This window comes from Mucilaginibacter pedocola, from assembly GCF_002013915.1.
In the GTDB taxonomy this organism is placed as follows: domain Bacteria; phylum Bacteroidota; class Bacteroidia; order Sphingobacteriales; family Sphingobacteriaceae; genus Mucilaginibacter; species Mucilaginibacter pedocola.
This window is the reverse complement of sequence record NZ_MBTF01000001.1, coordinates 426,762-444,611: the sequence shown is the minus strand read 5'-3', so window position 1 is coordinate 444,611 and position 17,850 is coordinate 426,762. Positions and strand designations below refer to the sequence as shown.

Here is a 17,850-nt window from a genome sequence, read left to right as displayed (position 1 = left end):
GTCCATAGACCATAGTAAAAAAAGCTTCTTGCTATGGACTATCGACCATGGACTATTGACTACTCGCTCCGCAAACTCTTCACCGGGTTGGCCAATGCGGCTTTCATGGTGTTGAGGCTTACTACGATCATGGTTAGCATGAGTATCAATATGCCTACCGTGGCAAATACCCAGGCATTTACATCGATATGGTAAGTATATTTTTTAAGCCAGTTGCTCATGAGGTACCAGGTTACGGGCACGGCTATTACAAAGGCTATGGCTACCAACTTTAAAAACTCAGTGGCTATCAGCATCAACAGTTGCCTTACCGATGCGCCCATTACCTTGCGCACGCCAATCTCGCGGAAGCGTTTTTCGATGGTGAACGATGCCAAACCGGCCAAACCAATACAGCAGATGAAAATGGCCAGGCCGGCAAATATGTTGGTGATTCGGCTGATGAGTTCCTCGGTCACGAATTTCTTGCCGAACTCCTGATCCACAAATTTGTACTCGAACAGGTTCTGCGGATCATATTTTTTAAAGATGGTTTCAAGCGCGGTAACAGCGGTTTGCGGTTGCACGCCTGCTTTTAGGCGAACGTTTATTACACTGGAGTTGTTGGGGGAGTAATAGATCATCAGCGGTTCAACAGGGTCGTAAGGTGAGGCCATTACCACGTTATCAATAACGCCGGCAACGGTATACTTACGGCCGTAACGCATTTCCATCCCTATAGGGTTCTTCAGCTTCATGGCCTCTACAGCGGCTTTGTTCAGCAGCATTACTGCGCTATCGCCGGGTGTTTTGTTGAAGTCGCGGCCCTGCAATACTTTTATGCCCATGGTTTTAGTGAGGTCTACATCTGCCTGCAAGCCCGAGAAAATGATGTCACCATTGGCTGTTTTGCCATCATAATCAGGCGAACCCGATTTCCACCAGATCTCAGTTATGGGCGATGAGGTGCGCGTAGTGGCGGCTATCAGCCCGGTATTCTCCAGATCCTGTTTTATAGCAGCATAATTCTTATTGATATCGTCCGAAGACGGAACCATGATAAGGTTGTTCGGGTTATAACCAATGCTTTTATCCTTAATATGCTGTATCTGCTGGTACACGATAATGGTGGCCGATATCAGCAATATCGACATTACAAATTGCCCAACCACCAAAATGCGCCTTGGCAACACAGCACTTTTGCCGGCGGCAAAAGTGCCTTTCAATACCTTCACCGGGTTGAACGATGAAAGGTAAAGCGCAGGATAACTACCGGCAACTACGCCTGTGAATAAGATAATAATGAGCGCACCGATAAGGAAGAAAGGCTCAATAATGCTCAGTTTAAGCTGCTTGCTCACCAGCAGGTTAAACGATGGCATCAGCACATAAACAACACCTACAGCCAGCACAAATGCAATCAGCGCCAGTATTACCGATTCGAAAAAGAATTGCAGAATAAGTTGCTTTTTATCCGAGCCTAATGTTTTACGGATACCTACCTCTTTGGCCCGTTTCTCCGACCGTGCGGTAGAAAGGTTCATGAAGTTCACGCAGGCTATCAGCAAAATAATGATAGCGATAACGGTAAACATGCGCACATACTCTATCATCCCACCAACGTTTTTGCCATCCTTAAATTCGCTGTAAAGGTGCCATTTGTTCATCGGGAAGGTCCAGTACGTGCTTATCTTATCTTTCGGATCGTGCTCGTGTTTTACCTTGTCGATGTACTTATCAACCGCAGCCATATTGGCGTTCGGTGTAGTTTGTATGAATACGCTGTGCGAAGAGCCTGTCCATTCCTTCATGCGGTTTTTGAACCACTCTGCCGATTCATCAAAAGGTGCAATAAAATCGAACTGGAAGGTAGAATTGTTAGGCGGGTCGGCCAGTACGGCAGCCACTTTATAGTTCTGCTGGTTATCCACCTTTAATACCTTATCCATCGGGTCGTCGTTGCCGAAGAAGGCTTTGGCGGCGCTTTCGGTAATGGCAACAGAGTGCAGATCGCTCAGAACGCTTTTGGCATTGCCTTTAATAAATTTGAACGTGAAGATGTTAAAGAACTGATCGCTTACATCGTACGAAGTTTTTTTCAGTTTGGTGTTATTGTACTGGAACAGGTGCGATTCCTGGTGCGTGGTAACCACTGTTCGCAATACCTGCGGGTTGCCCCCTTCAAGCGTTTTGGCCAGCGGCAACACCATGTTAGGGTCGGTGAAAATGGTCGGCTTAAAATCGCGCGTAGCCATTACCTGGTAAATGTTGTCGTGGTTTTGGTGAAACTTATCAAACTGCAACTCATCCTTCACCCATAAAAAAATGAAGATAGTGCACACCATCCCAATGGTAAGCCCCAGGATGTTGGTTAGCGAAAAGCCCTTGTTCCGAACAAGGTTCCGCCAGGCAATTTTAAAATAGTTCTTTATCATGATTTATTTAGATTTCACCGATTAGCTTTGATTTCACCGATTAATTAGTCCATAGGCCATGGTCGATAGTCCATAGAAGCTACTATCATGGGCTCTTTTCTGGCTATGAACTATTGACCATCGACTATGGACTTCCTCATTCCCCATTCTTCAAGCTCCTCACCGGGTTGGCCAATGCAGCTTTTACCGATTGTATGCTGATGGTGGCTAATGCAATTAATGTTGCGCCGCAGCCTGCCAGTACAAACACCGTCCAGGTAACGCTAACCTTGTAGGCAAAGTCCTGTAGCCAGGCGTTCATGGCGTACCAGCCAATAGGTACGGCTATTACAATAGCAATTACTATCAATACCATAAACTCGGTGGCCAGCAAGCCTATAATGCGTGCCACACTTGCACCTAATACTTTGCGTATGCCTATCTCCCTTGTTTTTACCTGTGCTGAATAAGTGGCCAAACCGAACAACCCAAGGCATGAAATAATAATGGCTATGCCCGAGAAGATGTTGAACAGCGAGCCGGTGCGCCGGTCGTCGGAATAAAGTTTTTTGAAGCTATCATCAAGGAAAACGTAGTTGAAAGGTATATCGCCGTTGTATTGCTTCCATACTTGTTCTGCCGATGCAATGGCGCTTTGCGCACCACGGCCGGTGGTTTTAATGTATAGTTTCCAGCAGTCGTTAGGTTTGTACTGGAACACTGCAGGCTCAATTTTGCGGTGCATGGTGTTGAAGTGGAAATCTTTCACCACACCTATAATAGTGCCGTTAACGGTCTGTACACGCAGCCTGGCGCCTATCGGGTTCTTCAAACCCATCTCTTTCACCGCAGTTTCGTTGATAAGGAAGTGTGCCGAATCGGCCACAGCGCCTGTGAAGCCTGCGCCGTCTGCCAGCTTCATTTTAAAGAAACTCAGTATATCTTTATCGGCATATATCTGGTTGAACCACATATTAGAGTTCGCGGGTTTGCCGTCCCAGTCGTTATCGCCGGTAGAGTTACCACCGGTAACCAAATCGCGCCCCGCACGGGTAACGCTTACAACAGACGGGTTCTTGGCCAGCTCGTTCTTAATAACGTCATACTTAGATACCATATCGCCTCGCATGGTAAAACCGATTACGTTCTCTTTATCGTAGCCAAGGTTCTTCTCGCGAATGAATTTCAGTTGCTTGCCGATAATAAGTGTACCGATAATAAGCACTACCGATACCGCAAATTGCAACACCACCAGTATTCTGCGGAAAGCAGCATTGCCAATGCCGATGGTGACCTTGCCTTTCAGCGCTTTTAAAGGCTCAAACGACGAAAGCAATAAGGCAGGATAGATACTTGATGCAGTAAGCGTCCCCAGCAAGGTTACGCCAATACATAACCACATATTATAGTTGGAGAGGCTCAGGGTAATTTGCTTGCCCGAGAACTGGTTATAGTATGGCAGCAGCACAAACATCAGCGCAAAAGCAAACACGGCGGCTATCACGAACAGCATAGTAGTTTCTGCCATAAACTGCAGGAACAACTGGAACTTACCCGCCCCTATTATTTTGCGCATGCTCACCTCTTTAGCGCGAAGCATACTGCGGGCAGTAGAGAGGTTTACATAGTTGATGCAGGCGATAACCAATATCATAATAGCCACAATACCAAAAGTGCGCACGGTAGACATACCACCATCGGTACCATCGGCCTGGTACAGGTGCATTTGCGGTAAGGGTTGCGACAGGTACGGCACCGGAGCATCTTCGGGTTTATTACGCTCGTGTATGGCCTGCAATCTTTTTTCCAGCGCCGCTACGCTCATGGTGGCATTAGGTTTCAGCAACAGGAAGGTTTGGAAACCGAACATGCTCCAATCGGCATCCATCGTAGAGATGAAGGTTTTGTTATCGTAGGTCTTTTTGTTTTTGATGTAAGCCAGATCGTTAAAGCGCGAAAGCGGCAGCAGGATGCGGTATTTAAGGCTGGAGTTTGCGGGGTAATCGGGTATTACGCCGGTTACCTTCAATTGCTCGTCCTGCCCCAGGGTAACTACCTTACCTATAGGATCTTCCTTTCCAAAATATTTGGCGGCTATTTCTTTAGTTATCACTACCGAGTTGTTGTCGGCAAAGGGGTGCCGTTTATCTCCATCGATCAAATTGAAATCGAACACGCTGAAATACGACGGATCGGTAAAGGCAAAATTGTCTTCGTAAAAAACTTTGTCTTTATAGCGGAAAGGTGCGCTGCCTATGTTCATCACGCGTACGGCATCCTGCACATCAGGAATCTCAGCTTTGGCATAGGTAGCCACCGGCGCAATAATATTATTGAATATCTGCTTGCTGATGCCCGTACCGCCTACAATACCTATTTTATATATCTTGTCGGCTTTGGTGTTAAAGCGGTCATAACTCAATTCGTCCTGCACCCAAAGCAACATAAACAAACCAACCACCAGCCCCACAGTAAGGCCGGCCACATTAATAGAGGCGTAAAACTTATTCCCTAAGATGTTGCGCCAGGCCGTTTTTAAATAATTTTTTATCATGATTATCTTTTTATATCACCGATTGCATCGATTTTTATGATTTCACCGATTATTTTGTCCATGGTCAATAGTCCATAGACCATAGCCGAAAACGTTTTTACTATTGCCTATCGACCATGGACTATGGACTTCCCCATCACTCATTTTTCAAACTCTTCACCGGGTTAGCCAGCGCGGCTTTTACCGATTGGAAGCTTACCGTTATTACCGCAATGGCAATGGCCGCTAAGCCCGCTACTGCTACTACCCACCATTGTATGTTTACGCGGTAGGCAAAATCCTGCAGCCACAGCGTCATGCAGTACCAGGCCAATGGCACGGCAAACACAATGGATATTACCACCAGTTTTACAAAATCTTTAGAGAGCATACCCACAATAGCGCTTACACTGGCACCCAATACCTTGCGTATGCCTATCTCTTTGGTACGCTGTTCCGCCGCATAAGCCGCCAAACCGAACAAGCCCAAGCAGGCAATGATGATGGCCAACGTAGTGAATATGATGAAGATGGTACCTACGCGCTGCTCAGAGCGGTAGCTGGCATCAAAATCCTGATCCATAAAAGAATAGTTCATTTGTACCGGCGAGAAACCGGCCCATTTGGTTTTTATCTGCGACATCAGCGCAGGTAAGTTCGAAGCATTCACACGCAGGCTGATAGAACCGTTATTTTCAGCAAGGCGGATGATCAGTGGCTCTATCTTTTCGTGCATCGAGCTGTAATGAAAATCCTTCATTACCCCTATTACCTCGTACTTTACAGTATTGCTCAGTTCGGTTTTGCCGCCGTTAGATTTGTACAGGGTTTGCCCCAAGGCATTTTTATAACCCAGGAATTTGGCGGCAGCCTCGTTGATAATAATGGCAGACGAATCGCTCACCCTATCCGCTGCAAAGTTGCGCCCGGCCGCCATTTTGATATCCAGCGTAGGTATCCACTCGGTATCTACTTCCCACGACTGCGGGAAAATAGAGTTCTTTTGATCGAGCGTGGCATCTTTAAAAAAGATGGATGTACTGCGGCGGTTTACCGATACCGGCAGGAAATCCGTCATGGTAGCGCTGGTTACACCGGGTAGCTGCGTCAGTTCGTTCTTGAAGGTTTTTGTCTCTTTGTTAAGCTCGTAGGCATTTTGTATCACCAGCACCTGGTCGCGGTTAAAGCCGAGGTTGGTGGTTTGTATAAAGTTGAGCTGGTTTTTAATAACCAATGTACCCATAATAAGGAATACCGATATACCGAACTGGAACACGACTAAAAAGCTGCGCAAGCCGCCGCCCTTAAAGCCGGCAGATAATTTGCCTTTCAATACCTCTATAGGTTGGAAAGCCGACAGGAAGAATGCCGGGTACGAGCCCGCCAGTGCACCAACAAAAAGTACCGTAAATACAGCGGCAGGTATCAGCCATATCAGCGTAGAGCTGGTAACTGCCATCTCCTTACCTGCTAATTGGTTGAATTGCGGTAACAACCCTACGGCGAATACCAGGGCTATGATGGTGGCGAAAAAAGTCACCATGATAGATTCGGACAGGAACTGCGCTACTAAAAAACTACGTGACGAGCCAAGCACCTTACGTACCCCAACCTCGCGTGCACGGTTGGCCGAGCGCGCTGTAGAAAGGTTCATAAAGTTTACGCAGGCTATCAGTAATATAAAAATGGCAATGGCCGAAAAAATGTAAACGTATTGAATGGTACTATTGGCGCCCAATTCTCCGATGCGGTTAGATTTCAGGTGTATATCCGTAAGCGGAATAAGGTCCATGCGGAAATAGCTGCCACTTTTCTCAAAATCGTTGTAGCTCATGCCTATTTCCTTTTTCATTTGGTCGCCACTCACTTTGTACAGGAAGGGGTTTAAACTCGCCGACAGCTTTTTGGCATCAGCTTTATCTTTCAGCAATACGTAGGTGGTATAGTCGTTGCGCAACCAGGCGTTCGAGCGGCTATCCTCCCAAGTGGCCATCGATAAAAAGAAGTCGAAATTAAAGTGCGAGGTTTTAGGCAGGTCCTTTATTACGCCGGTAACCTTAAAGTTTTGGTTCTCATTCAGCGTCATGGTGGTACCTACCACATCGGTTTTGCCAAAGTACCTAACAGCCGTGCTTTCTGTTAACACCAACGAATTTGGTTCGGCAAGGGCAGTTTTGGCGTCGCCGGTAAGCATGGGCAGCGTGAACACGTGAAACAAGGAAGGATCGGCAAAGGCAGCTTTGCTCTCTACCATATTTACATCGCCTTTTTTCACATGAATGGTATAAGCGTTCTTAACGCGTACAGCATCTTCTACGTAAGGAAATTCTGCTATCAGCGTTTTGGCCAGCGGCGGCATGATAACAGCGTAATCCTTGCGGTTCTCGCCCAGCTTTAAGTCGGAATTTACACGGAAGATGCGGTCGTGTTTAGTGTTGTAGCGGTCGTAACTCAACTCATCTACCACGTAGAAAACGATGAGTAAGCAGGCGCAAAGCCCCAGAGCGAGCCCCAATATATTTATAGCCGTAAAGCCCTTGTTCTTCAAGAGGCTACGGAATGCTGTTTTTATGTAGTTTTTAAACATGATTTCACCGATTAATTTTGATTACACCGATTTTTGCGGGATTTCACAGATTTTCTCTGATTCCACCGATTATTTTTAATCTATGGTCGATTGTTTATAGACGATAGTTACTTTTTTCTATCGACTATGGACTATGGACTATTCACTCCTCAAACTCCTCACCGGATTCGCCAGTGCGGCATTTAGCGATTTTACACTTATGGTTAGCAATGCTATCCCAAAAGTGATTAACGCAGCTGCGGCAAATACCCACCATTGCAATGGCGTTTTATAGGCAAAGTTTTGCAACCAGGCATTCATAAAATAATATCCTAAGGGGATGGCTATTGCCGTAGCAACGGCCACTGGCTTCAACAAATCGCCCGATAGCAGCAACAGGATATTCGGTACCGATGAACCTAACACCTTGCGAACGCCAATCTCTTTGGTACGTTTCACCGCCGTAAATGATGCTAAACCGAACAGCCCCAGGCAGGCAATAAAGATGGCCAGGCCCGAGAATATGGCCAGCATGGTTTGCTGGCGGATATCCGTTTTGTAAGTAGTATCAAATTTCTGGTCGAGGAAGCTATAGTTGAAGGGGTAAACCGGCGCTACTTCGCTGTAAACATCTTTTATGGTAGCCAAGGAGTTTTTCAGGTCGCCTGCTTTTAGCTTGATAACAGCTACCCTCCTGTCCATGGCGGGTGATATGATGAGCGCGTCCAGGTTCTCTTTCAACGACAGGAAATTATAATCCTTAACTACGCCAACCACGCGGCGGGGCTTATCATCGCGTACAGTGTTTTTTATTTGTTTGCCGATGGCTTGCTGCGCTGTAAAGCCAAGTTTTTTGGCGGCGGTTTCGTTGATCAGTACCGCCTCGGCGCTATCGCTTACAAATTGGGGCGAAAAATCGCGGCCGGCAACTATCTTCAAGCCAAGGGTTTTAACAAATTCAAAATCAGCAAACTCGGTACGCGACGGAAATCTATCGTGCTGCCCCTCAACGTCGAACAAATGCCTGTCGTAATATCCACCCGGTTCGCCCGACATCAACGATACTGATGCTACACCAGCTTTATTCTCCAGTTCCTTTTTGAAAACACCCATATGGTTGTAGATGTCGTCGTTATCTATCGGCACAATTACCACCTGCTCTTTATCGTAGCCCAGCTCCTTGCCTTTTACAAAGCTCATTTGCTTCATAATTACAATGGTACCGATGATAAGCAACACCGTTATACTAAACTGCACCACCACCAGCGACTGCCTGAAAAACGCACCACTCTTCCCCAAACGAAGCTTACCCTTAAGCGCCTGTATAGGCGAAAATGCCGACAAGAAAAATGCAGGATAGCTACCAGCCAAAAAGCCGATAACCAATATCACACCAATCAAAAACAGGTAAATAGGCGCAGAATTCCAGCTTACAGATACATGGTAACCCAGCAATTCGCGGTACCAGGGCATGGCGGCCATCAATATCCCAACTGATAATGCGCAGGAAATAATGGTGAGCAGCATACTCTCACCTATGAACTGCAAAACCAAATGATTCTTCAAAGCACCCAGCACTTTACGCAAGCCCACTTCTTTAGAGCGTTCTACCGCGCGTATGGTTGATAGGTTGGTAAAGTTGATGCAGGCAATAAGCAGGATGAGCGCCGCAATGGAAATGAATATATAAACCACCGTTTTATCGCCGTGCTTAACGCCATCAAAAGCAGATGATGGTTCGAAGTAGATATCCTTCAGCGGTGTAAGCGTAAGCGTGAATTTAAAGCCGAACTTGGCCATATCCTCGCCCATGTATTTTTTAACAAACTGCGGGAATTTCTTTTCCAGTTGGGCTGCGTTGCTATGCTCATCCAGCTGCACATAGGTGTACATGGCATTGTTTATCCACACATTAAAGTAATCCTCCTTAGTGTAGTTGGATATAGGTACCACTACATCAAAATTTAAATGCGAATTAGCGGGTACGTCCCGCGAAATACCTGTAACCTTCATTTGCTTTTGCTTATTCAGCGTAAGCGTTTGGCCCATGGCTTTATCAATACTACCGAAGTATTTTTTGGCGGTAGTTTCGCTTAGTACGATGTTCGATGGATCCTTTAACACCTGCGATGCATCGCCTTTTAAAAGCTTAAAGGAAAACAGGTTAAAGAAATCGGCATCAGCGTTATATAATTTTTTTTCTACAAAAGACTGATCGCCAAATGAAATAAGCCCCTGGCTGCCCTGCACGCGTACGGCGCGTTTGATATCGCCGGGGAAATCGTTCAGCAAGGCCAGCGCGTATGGGCCGGAAAGGTATGGAATGCCCTCTTTCATATCAGGGAACGCGCGCATTACGCGGTAGATCTGCTTACCCTTTTTATGGAAATTATCCATGCTGAACTCGTTCATGATGTAAACGAATATCATCATACATACCGTAATGCCTATAGTAAGGCCAAACACGTGTATCAGCGAAAACATCTTGCTTTTATACAAGTTACGCCAGGCTATTTTGATATAATTTTTTATCATGATATTTAGGATTACACCGATTTTATTTTTTGTGATTCCACCGATTTTACTCTGATTTCACCAATCAATTTTGATATCTATTTTTCATCTGCACATCTGAAATCTGCACATCATTCCGAACGAAGGCTCTTCACCGGATTAGTCAGTGCTGCTTTTACGGCCTGGAAACTAACAGTGACGATGGATATGATGGTTGTTACTAATGCTGCACTAACAAACACCCAAATGCTTATTGGTACGCGGTAGGTATAGCCCTGCAGCCAGCTGTGCATAAAGTACCAGGCCAGCGGCGTGGCTATTAAAAATGCAAAGCCTACCAGTTTTAAAAAGTCTTTGGATAGCATAGAGGTTACGCCCATTACGCTGGCACCTAATACCTTGCGTACGCCAATTTCTTTGATGCGGTTTTGCGCCATGTACGTAGCCAGGCCGAATAAACCCAGGCAGGATATAAAAATGGTTAAGCCGGCGAACAGGCTGGCTAAGGTACCGGTGCGCTGCTCGTCTTTAAATTTCTTGGCGTATTCGTCGTCAACAAAGTGGTAATCGAATGGGTATTCCGAATTGAATTTTTTGAACACAGCTTCTGCCAATTTAAGGTTGGCGGCGGTAGTGTTTTTCTCGTTCAGTTTGTAATGGATAACATTGAACCACGATTTTGGCCCCTGTATCACCATTGGCCTAACAGGCTCGTAGGGCGATTGCAAAATAAAATCTTTCACCACCCCTACCACGGTAAGTTTGGTATCGCCGTTCTTTACTATCTGGCCAATAGGTTGTTTAAAGCCCATTACTTTCACCGAAGCCTCATTAAGCAATATGGCCAACGAATCCGAAGGGTATTTATCGGCATCAATATCACGGCCTTCTATAACTTTCAACCCCATGGTTTTGGTGAAAGAGCCATCGGTGTTGTAGACGTTAAAATCGAGTTTTTCGTTCTCGTTTTTTCCCTCCCAGCTAAAGCCCCAGGTATCGCTCCAGCCTTCCGTCATGGGCGCGCTGGTTTTGCTTACGGCTGTAGCTGCGCCGCTTGTAAGCAGCTCGTTACGGATAAGCGCGTAATTCTTGCCGATATTACCCGACATAAAGGTGTACACCAGGTTGTTCTTTTTATAACCGGTATCGCGGTTTTGGGCGTACTCCAGTTGCTCGCGCACAATAATGGTTGATATAATAAGCACGATGGCGAAAGTGAACTGCGTAACCACCAGCACCTTGCGTGGAGATATAGCAGCATTTGCTGCCTTAAAAGTCCCCTTAAGCACTTTAACCGGCCTAAAGGCTGACAGGTATAAAGCAGGGTAACTGCCCGACAGAACACCGGTAAATATGATGAACGATAGGCACAGCAGCCAAAAAGTGGTGCTTTCCCATGGGATGAATAACTTCTTATCGGTAAGGTTGTTAAAGCCGGGTAAAGATACCTGTACGATAACCAGCGCGAGCACACCCGCTATGAGAGATATCATAATGCTTTCGCCCAAAAACTGGCTGATGAGGCTGGTTTTTGATGCGCCAACTACCTTGCGTATGCCAACCTCTTTGGCGCGTTTCTCGCTGCGGGCGGTGCTCAGGTTCATGAAGTTGATGCAGGCTATCAGCAGAATGAAACCGGCAATAATGCTAAATAATCGCACGGCTTCTATTTTACCGCCTACAATTTTACCATTCTCGAATTTTGAATAGAGGTGCCATTTGGTGGCGGGATGCATAAATACATCAATGTCTTTAATGTCGGAATGCGAGCGGGTGATGTTTTTCACCTGCCTATTCACGGCTGCTTCGGTAACACCGGGTTTTAGTAAGGCCCAGGTTTGTACCGAATTATTGCCCCAATTTTTATCTACATAATTGTCGGTCTTCTCTAAATACGACCAGGGCATTAAATACTCAAAATCGAAACGGGTGTTATTTGGCAGGTCCTTCATTACGGCAGTAACCGTAAAGTAATCGGTACTGTCTATCTTAATGGTTTTACCCATTGGGTCCTGGTCACCGAAAAGCTTCTTGGCCGTTTTTTCGGTAAGCACAATGTTCTTCATATCGTTCAACGCGGTTTTGGCATTGCCTTTCACCAGCGGAAAACTGAACATGGTTAAAAAGTCCGGGTCGGTATGGTTACCGGCCAATGTGAGGTGTTTATCGCCTATGGTGAACAAAAAGTTGGCATTAGTGGTACGGGCCACTTGCTCTACCTGCGGGTAATCTTGCTTCAGGCTGCTGCGCATAACCTTAGGCGTGGTACCCCAGCACCATAGTTTACCGTCGAATACCGAGCGGTTGTACATTTGGTACAGGCGGTCCTTTTTCTCATGAAACTGATCGTAGCTTACCTCGTTTTGCACCCAAAACAAAATAAGGGCAGCGCTGGCCATACCAACCGCTAACCCCGCAATATTTATAGCAGTAAAACCCTTGTTTTTTAACAGGTTACGCCAGGTTACTTTTAGATAATTTTTAAACATGATAATTTAGGATTACACCGATAGATTTTTTGTAATTTCACCGATTTTTAGCACCGATTCCACCGATTATTTTTTCAAACTACTCACCATTCACTGCTCACCACACACCAAAAATTTAGTCAATACTCAAGCATCCCCACCGCCATTTCGCACTGGCGGTGGGTGATGCCGGAGGCACACTTAAACTTATAAACTGATCAAAAGAAGGCTATAGCTCAGTGGCTTATACCATAATGTTTTCCATTACGGTTTGGCCATCCAGCAGGCGGATAATGCGGTGGCTGTAACGGGCATCGTGCTCCGAGTGCGTCACCATGATGATGGTAGTACCCTGTTCGTTCAGGTCGGTAAGCAGTTCCATTACTTCGTTACCGTTGCTGCTGTCCAGGTTACCGGTAGGCTCATCCGCTAAAATTAATTTTGGTTTGTTAACAACCGCGCGGGCAATGGCCACACGTTGTTGCTGGCCACCCGATAGTTGTTGCGGGTAGTGGTTACGGCGGTGCATAATTTGCATTTTATCAAGCACTTCCTCTACACGTTTTACACGGTCGGCACTGCTTACGCCGGTGTATATTAATGGCAGCTCCACGTTTTCGAAAACGGTAAGCTCATCTATCAGGTTAAAGCTCTGGAATACAAAGCCAATGTTGTGTTTACGCAGGTCGGCGCGTTTGCGCTCGTTAAAATGCGCAATCTCGGTGCCGTTGAACACATAGCTGCCTGCATCCGGGTCGTCAAGCATACCCAAAATGTTCAGCAAGGTTGATTTACCGCAACCCGATGGGCCCATAATAGCCACAAATTCGCCGGTGTTCACCTCCATAGATAATTTGTTCAATGCAATAGTTTCTACCTCTTCTGTGCGGTAAAATTTCTCAAGGTTTGTAATCTTTATCATTGTGCCTCCTTAAACCCTCCCGCCGGTTAAAGCGGAAGGGCTGTTTTGATTTAATTGTGATTCGTTATATTTTAAATTAGTTATTTCTTCTTTTATTTTTTCTCCTCCCCTTCAGGAGAGGCCGGGTGGGGCTTAAGGTTTCTTCAGCACCAGTTCCTGTATATCGGTATAGTTCTCGTAGCTCGATGTTACTACTTTGTCGCCCGGTTTCAGGCCTTGCAATACTTCATAGTAATCAGGGTTTTGGCGGCCAATTTGTATATCAACTTTGTAAGCCGTTTTGCCATCGTCGGCTACTTTAAATATCCAGTTACCGCCGGTTTGCTGGTAAAAACCACCTTTAGGTACAAGCGTTGCGGTTGTTTCGTCGCTAAGGGCCAGGCGTATTTGTAAAGTTTGGCCTTTACGTATGCCTTTTGGCACTTCGCCAACAAACTGCATATCTACCTGGAAACGGCCTGTTTTCTCTATCGAAGTAAACACCTTTTTAATAACCAGTTTATAGGTCTTGCCTGCGAAGGAGAAATCTCCCATCAAACCTGTAAATATGCGCGATAAATAGTGCTCCTCAATATCTACACGTACTTTAAAGCCGCTTTGCGCATCTATTTGGCCGAGGTGTTCGCCTTTGTTTTTGTTCTGGCCGACTTCGGCATCCATCGATGTTAATTGCCCATCTATAGGTGCACGTACAGTTAGGTCGGCCACTTTTTTGCGCATTAGTTCCAGGGTGCTTTTCATGTGTGCGTATTGCTCACGTGCCTGAAGGTCTTCCTGCCGAATTAGCGCGGTATCCTGTTTTAATATTTGGGTAGTAAGCTTTTTGCGCCTTACCTGGTAGTTGTATGCATTTTCCGCTGCTTTAAATTCCTGCAAGCCTATAGCTTTTTGGTCTAACAGTTTCTTATCAAGTATGTAAACACGCTCTGCCTCTTTGTAAGCATTATCAACTTCGGCCATTTGGTTTAGCTTAGTAATGGTGTTTTGCTGAGCGCTGTTGTGCGATATCTGCATTTGCGTTTGCGCTGCGTACACCGCAGTTTCCTGGTTAGCAAGGTTCAGCTCAAGATCTGTATTGGCGAGTTTGATGATCGGGTCGCCTTTTTTTAGGTTGGCACCGTCTTCCTCATATTTCTCTTCAACACGGCCGCCTTCTACAGCATCCAGGTAAATAGTAGTATATGGCATTACCACACCATTAACCGGGATAAACTCCTGGAACGGACCCTTTTTTATCTCGCTAATGGTTATGCGTTCGGTATCTACGTTTAGTTTGCTTTTGCTCGATGCGGTGCTGATGATCATCCAACCGCCAAATAAAACTGCTGCTGTAATACCGCTTATGGTTAACAACCTTTTGGTACCCCACGTCTTTTTTTGTATAACTCTGTCCACTTGTGTATTTCTTAATATTTGGTTGATAGATACAAAAACACATGCCATAAATTAAAACACTGTTTTACAGCACATTAAAGCTATTTAACTAAAAAACACCGTACGCTATTGTTACAGCATGTGTTCGGTATTGATACAATAGCTTTTTGGTGTACGCAAATGATAGTTTATGGTTCATAACTGATTATCAATACTATACCTTTTACTATATTAATGGTATGATATTTAGCGTGCAAATACTAAATTGCATGGTTGTTTTCTGCGTACACTTGTACCAATGAACTAATGAACCATTGAACTACCAAACCACAATATGATACTGAAAAAAGCGACCGTTTTAATTGTTGACGACGACCCGGATGTACTTACGGCCGTTAAGTTATTGCTTAAAACAGAAACTCAGGAAATTATTACCGAAAAGAACCCCGAGAACCTGAACTGGCTGTTGCAGAAGCACCAGGTTGACTTGGTACTGTTGGACATGAACTTTAACAGCGCAATAAACACCGGTAACGAGGGTATATACTGGCTGCGCAAAATAAAAGAATGGAAGCCTAATGTTTGCGTGATCATGATAACTGCCTATGGCCATATCGACCTCGCCGTGCGTTCGTTGAAAGAAGGCGCTAACGATTTTGTAGTGAAGCCATGGCATAACGAAAAGTTGATAGAAACCATAAAAGACCTGCTGGATAAAAAAGATGGTGGCACCAAGAGCAGCAAACCCGCTGCTAAAAGCGGTACGGGTACATCTATCCTCGGCGATTCGGAAGTAATGGAGGATATCTTCCATAAGGTGAATAAAATAGCCCCTACCGATGCCAATATTTTGATATTGGGTGAAAACGGTACCGGTAAAGACCTGATGGCGAAGGCCATTCATGAGCGTTCGCTGCGTGCCAATAAGCCTTTTGTTAAGGTAGACGTAGGCGCACTTACCGATAGCCTCTTCGAGAGCGAACTGTTCGGTCATAAAAAGGGTGCCTTTACCGATGCCCGGGAAGACCGTATGGGCCGCTTTGAAGAAGCCGAGGGAGGCACCTTGTTTTTGGATGAGATAGGCAACATTAGCCTACAACAGCAAGCTAAACTGCTTACCATATTGCAAAACAGGCAGGTAACGCGTTTAGGTACCAACAAGCCTGTTGACGTGAACATCCGCCTGATATGCGCTACCAACGTACCGCTATCCGAATTGGCAAATGAGAACAAATTTCGTAAGGACTTAATTTACCGTATAAACACCGTTGAAATAAACATGCCGCCCCTACGCCGCCGCGCAGAGGACATTGTATTGCTGGCTCGCCATTTTGCAAAAATGTATGCTACTAAATACCTGAAACCAACGGTAGATTTTGATAATACTGCCCTCAACAAACTGAAATCGTACCACTTCCCGGGTAACGTGCGCGAGTTGCAGTATACCATAGAACGCGCGGTTATTATGGCCGACGATGCTACCCTGACTGCCGATGACCTGTTGTTCTCGATACTTGAAACACCCGGCGAAACCGTTAGCGAAGACGATAGCAACATCCCATTGAGCGCGATGGAAAAGAACGCCATTTTGCGTGTAATAGAAAAACATAACGGCAACATTACCCGCGCCGCCAAGGAACTTGGCCTAACCCGCACCGCCCTTTACCGCAGACTGAGCAAGTATGACATTTAACCGTTACGAATGGCGGCTGTTGCTGCGCATAGTTTTCTTGTTCATTGCTATTACGGCTACATCAATGGTGGTGGTTGCCGGTCGTACTGCCTACATCTACGGGGTTATTACCATACCTATGGTGGTTTATTCGGTATTGGATCTGATACGTTTTCAGCGTAAGGCGCAGGATGAGGTGAACCAGTTTGTAGAATCTATTCACTACCGCGATTTTAGCCGTCACTTTGATGTACGCCGCGCACCGAATGAACTAAAGCCACTGCGTAAGGGTTTTAACGAGATCAACTCCACCTTTAAACTCATTAGCCGCGAGCGTGAAACGCAATACCACTACCTGCAAAAGATATTGGAATTGGTTGATACCGGCCTGATGAGCTACGAACAGGAAACCGGTGAAACGGGCTGGATAAACGAGGCTTTTAAAAATTTGATAGGTGTCCCCTACCTGAAAACCATCCACTCGCTGGAGAAACGCGAACCGGAACTATACGCTAACATCATCAAACTAAAACCCGGCGATGCGCAGGTGTTCAGCGTAACCCGTAACCAGCAGCAGGTAAAAATGCTGGTATCGGCAAGTTTGATGCGCAGCGACGAAAAGCTGTACAAATTGGTGGCCTTCCAAAACGTGAGCGAGGCGCTGGACGAAACGGAATCGAAAGCATGGTCGAAACTGTTGAATGTAATGACGCACGAGATCATGAACTCCGTTGCGCCGATATCTTCATTAGCCGATACCTTAAAGAACCGCCTGCAAAGCCCGGAGATAACCGAAGGCTTGGACCCATCGGACCTCGAGGATATTGAGCTGGGTATTGATACCATTAAACGCCGGAGCGAAGGCCTGCTGAAGTTTACTGAAAGTTACCGCAGCCTCAACAAAATTACGCACCTGGATCTGAACAAAATACTGGTGCGCAACATGTTCGAGAATCTGGCCAGCCTGATGCGCCCTACATTGGAGAAAAAGAACATCGAACTGGACATCATCCTGCGCGATCCCGCACTGGCCATAGAGGCTGACATCAACCTGCTCGATCAGGTGATGATAAACCTGCTGGTAAACGCCATAGAGGCCGTAAAAGACCGTCCCGAACCAACAATAACCCTCGCCGCCGAAGTACAAAGCAGTAAGATCATCGTAAAAGTGATGGATAACGGCGTTGGTATGCCGCACGAATTGCTTGATAAGATATTTATCCCCTTCTTCAGTACCCGCAAAACCGGCAGCGGTATTGGTTTGAGTTTGTGTAAACAGATCATGCTGTTGCATAAGGGAAACATCCAGGTACAATCGGCAGAAGGAAAAGGTTCGGCATTTATTTTAACGTTTAGCCCCGTAGGTTCTTAAACAGAGAGGTTTTTATTAAAAGAAAATATGCAGGGT

At 45.8% G+C, this 17,850-nt stretch carries 9 protein-coding genes; 2 read left to right on the top strand and 7 right to left on the bottom strand.

Annotation, left to right across the window (positions count from 1 at the left end; genetic code table 11):
* Positions 1-59: 59 nt before the first annotated feature.
* The 7 genes from BC343_RS01910 to BC343_RS01880 form a co-directional block, all read right to left on the bottom strand.
* Positions 60-2,414: an ABC transporter permease gene (locus BC343_RS01910; RefSeq protein WP_078346022.1), complete on the bottom strand. Its 2,355-nt coding sequence runs from the start codon at positions 2,412-2,414 to the stop codon at positions 60-62.
* Positions 2,415-2,550: 136 nt separating this feature from the next.
* Positions 2,551-4,947: an ABC transporter permease gene (locus tag BC343_RS01905; RefSeq protein ID WP_078346021.1), complete on the bottom strand. Its 2,397-nt coding sequence runs from the start codon at positions 4,945-4,947 to the stop codon at positions 2,551-2,553.
* Positions 4,948-5,083: 136 nt separating this feature from the next.
* Positions 5,084-7,513 (bottom strand): ABC transporter permease, encoded by a 2,430-nt coding sequence (locus tag BC343_RS01900; protein ID WP_078346020.1) that lies wholly within the window; start codon positions 7,511-7,513, stop codon positions 5,084-5,086.
* A gap of 138 nt (positions 7,514-7,651) precedes the next feature.
* A complete protein-coding gene (locus BC343_RS01895) occupies positions 7,652-10,027 on the bottom strand; it encodes an ABC transporter permease (RefSeq protein WP_078346019.1) in 2,376 nt (791 codons plus the stop codon).
* Between the two features lie 110 nt (positions 10,028-10,137).
* Positions 10,138-12,495: an ABC transporter permease gene (locus BC343_RS01890; RefSeq protein WP_078346018.1), complete on the bottom strand. Its 2,358-nt coding sequence runs from the start codon at positions 12,493-12,495 to the stop codon at positions 10,138-10,140.
* Positions 12,496-12,718: 223 nt separating this feature from the next.
* On the bottom strand, positions 12,719-13,396 hold the full coding sequence (locus BC343_RS01885; protein ID WP_078346017.1) for an ABC transporter ATP-binding protein: 678 nt from the start codon (positions 13,394-13,396) through the stop codon (positions 12,719-12,721).
* 132 nt (positions 13,397-13,528) lie between these two features.
* Positions 13,529-14,791, bottom strand: coding sequence for an efflux RND transporter periplasmic adaptor subunit (locus tag BC343_RS01880; protein WP_078346477.1), 1,263 nt, complete (start codon positions 14,789-14,791; stop codon positions 13,529-13,531).
* A gap of 313 nt (positions 14,792-15,104) precedes the next feature.
* On the opposite strand from BC343_RS01880, the gene BC343_RS01875 reads away from it, so the two are divergent.
* Together BC343_RS01875 and BC343_RS01870 are read left to right on the top strand one after the other, a co-directional pair.
* Positions 15,105-16,463 carry a sigma-54-dependent transcriptional regulator gene (locus BC343_RS01875; protein WP_078346016.1) on the top strand — a complete coding sequence of 453 codons (1,359 nt, stop codon included), beginning with the start codon at positions 15,105-15,107 and terminating at the stop codon, positions 16,461-16,463.
* Positions 16,453-17,814, top strand: a complete 1,362-nt coding sequence (locus BC343_RS01870) for a sensor histidine kinase (RefSeq protein WP_078346015.1) — start codon at positions 16,453-16,455, stop codon at positions 17,812-17,814. The genes BC343_RS01875 and BC343_RS01870 overlap by 11 nt, the downstream gene beginning before the upstream one ends.
* Positions 17,815-17,850: the final 36 nt, after the last annotated feature.

Coding starts and splice junctions, on each gene's coding strand:
- BC343_RS01875 (WP_078346016.1), top strand. CDS start 15,105: ATGATACTGAAAAAAGCGACCGTTTTAATTGTTGACGACGACCCGGAT.
- BC343_RS01870 (WP_078346015.1), top strand. CDS start 16,453: ATGACATTTAACCGTTACGAATGGCGGCTGTTGCTGCGCATAGTTTTC.
- BC343_RS01895 (WP_078346019.1), bottom strand. CDS start 10,027: ATGATAAAAAATTATATCAAAATAGCCTGGCGTAACTTGTATAAAAGC.
- BC343_RS01885 (WP_078346017.1), bottom strand. CDS start 13,396: ATGATAAAGATTACAAACCTTGAGAAATTTTACCGCACAGAAGAGGTA.
- BC343_RS01900 (WP_078346020.1), bottom strand. CDS start 7,513: ATGTTTAAAAACTACATAAAAACAGCATTCCGTAGCCTCTTGAAGAAC.
- BC343_RS01890 (WP_078346018.1), bottom strand. CDS start 12,495: ATGTTTAAAAATTATCTAAAAGTAACCTGGCGTAACCTGTTAAAAAAC.
- BC343_RS01910 (WP_078346022.1), bottom strand. CDS start 2,414: ATGATAAAGAACTATTTTAAAATTGCCTGGCGGAACCTTGTTCGGAAC.
- BC343_RS01905 (WP_078346021.1), bottom strand. CDS start 4,947: ATGATAAAAAATTATTTAAAAACGGCCTGGCGCAACATCTTAGGGAAT.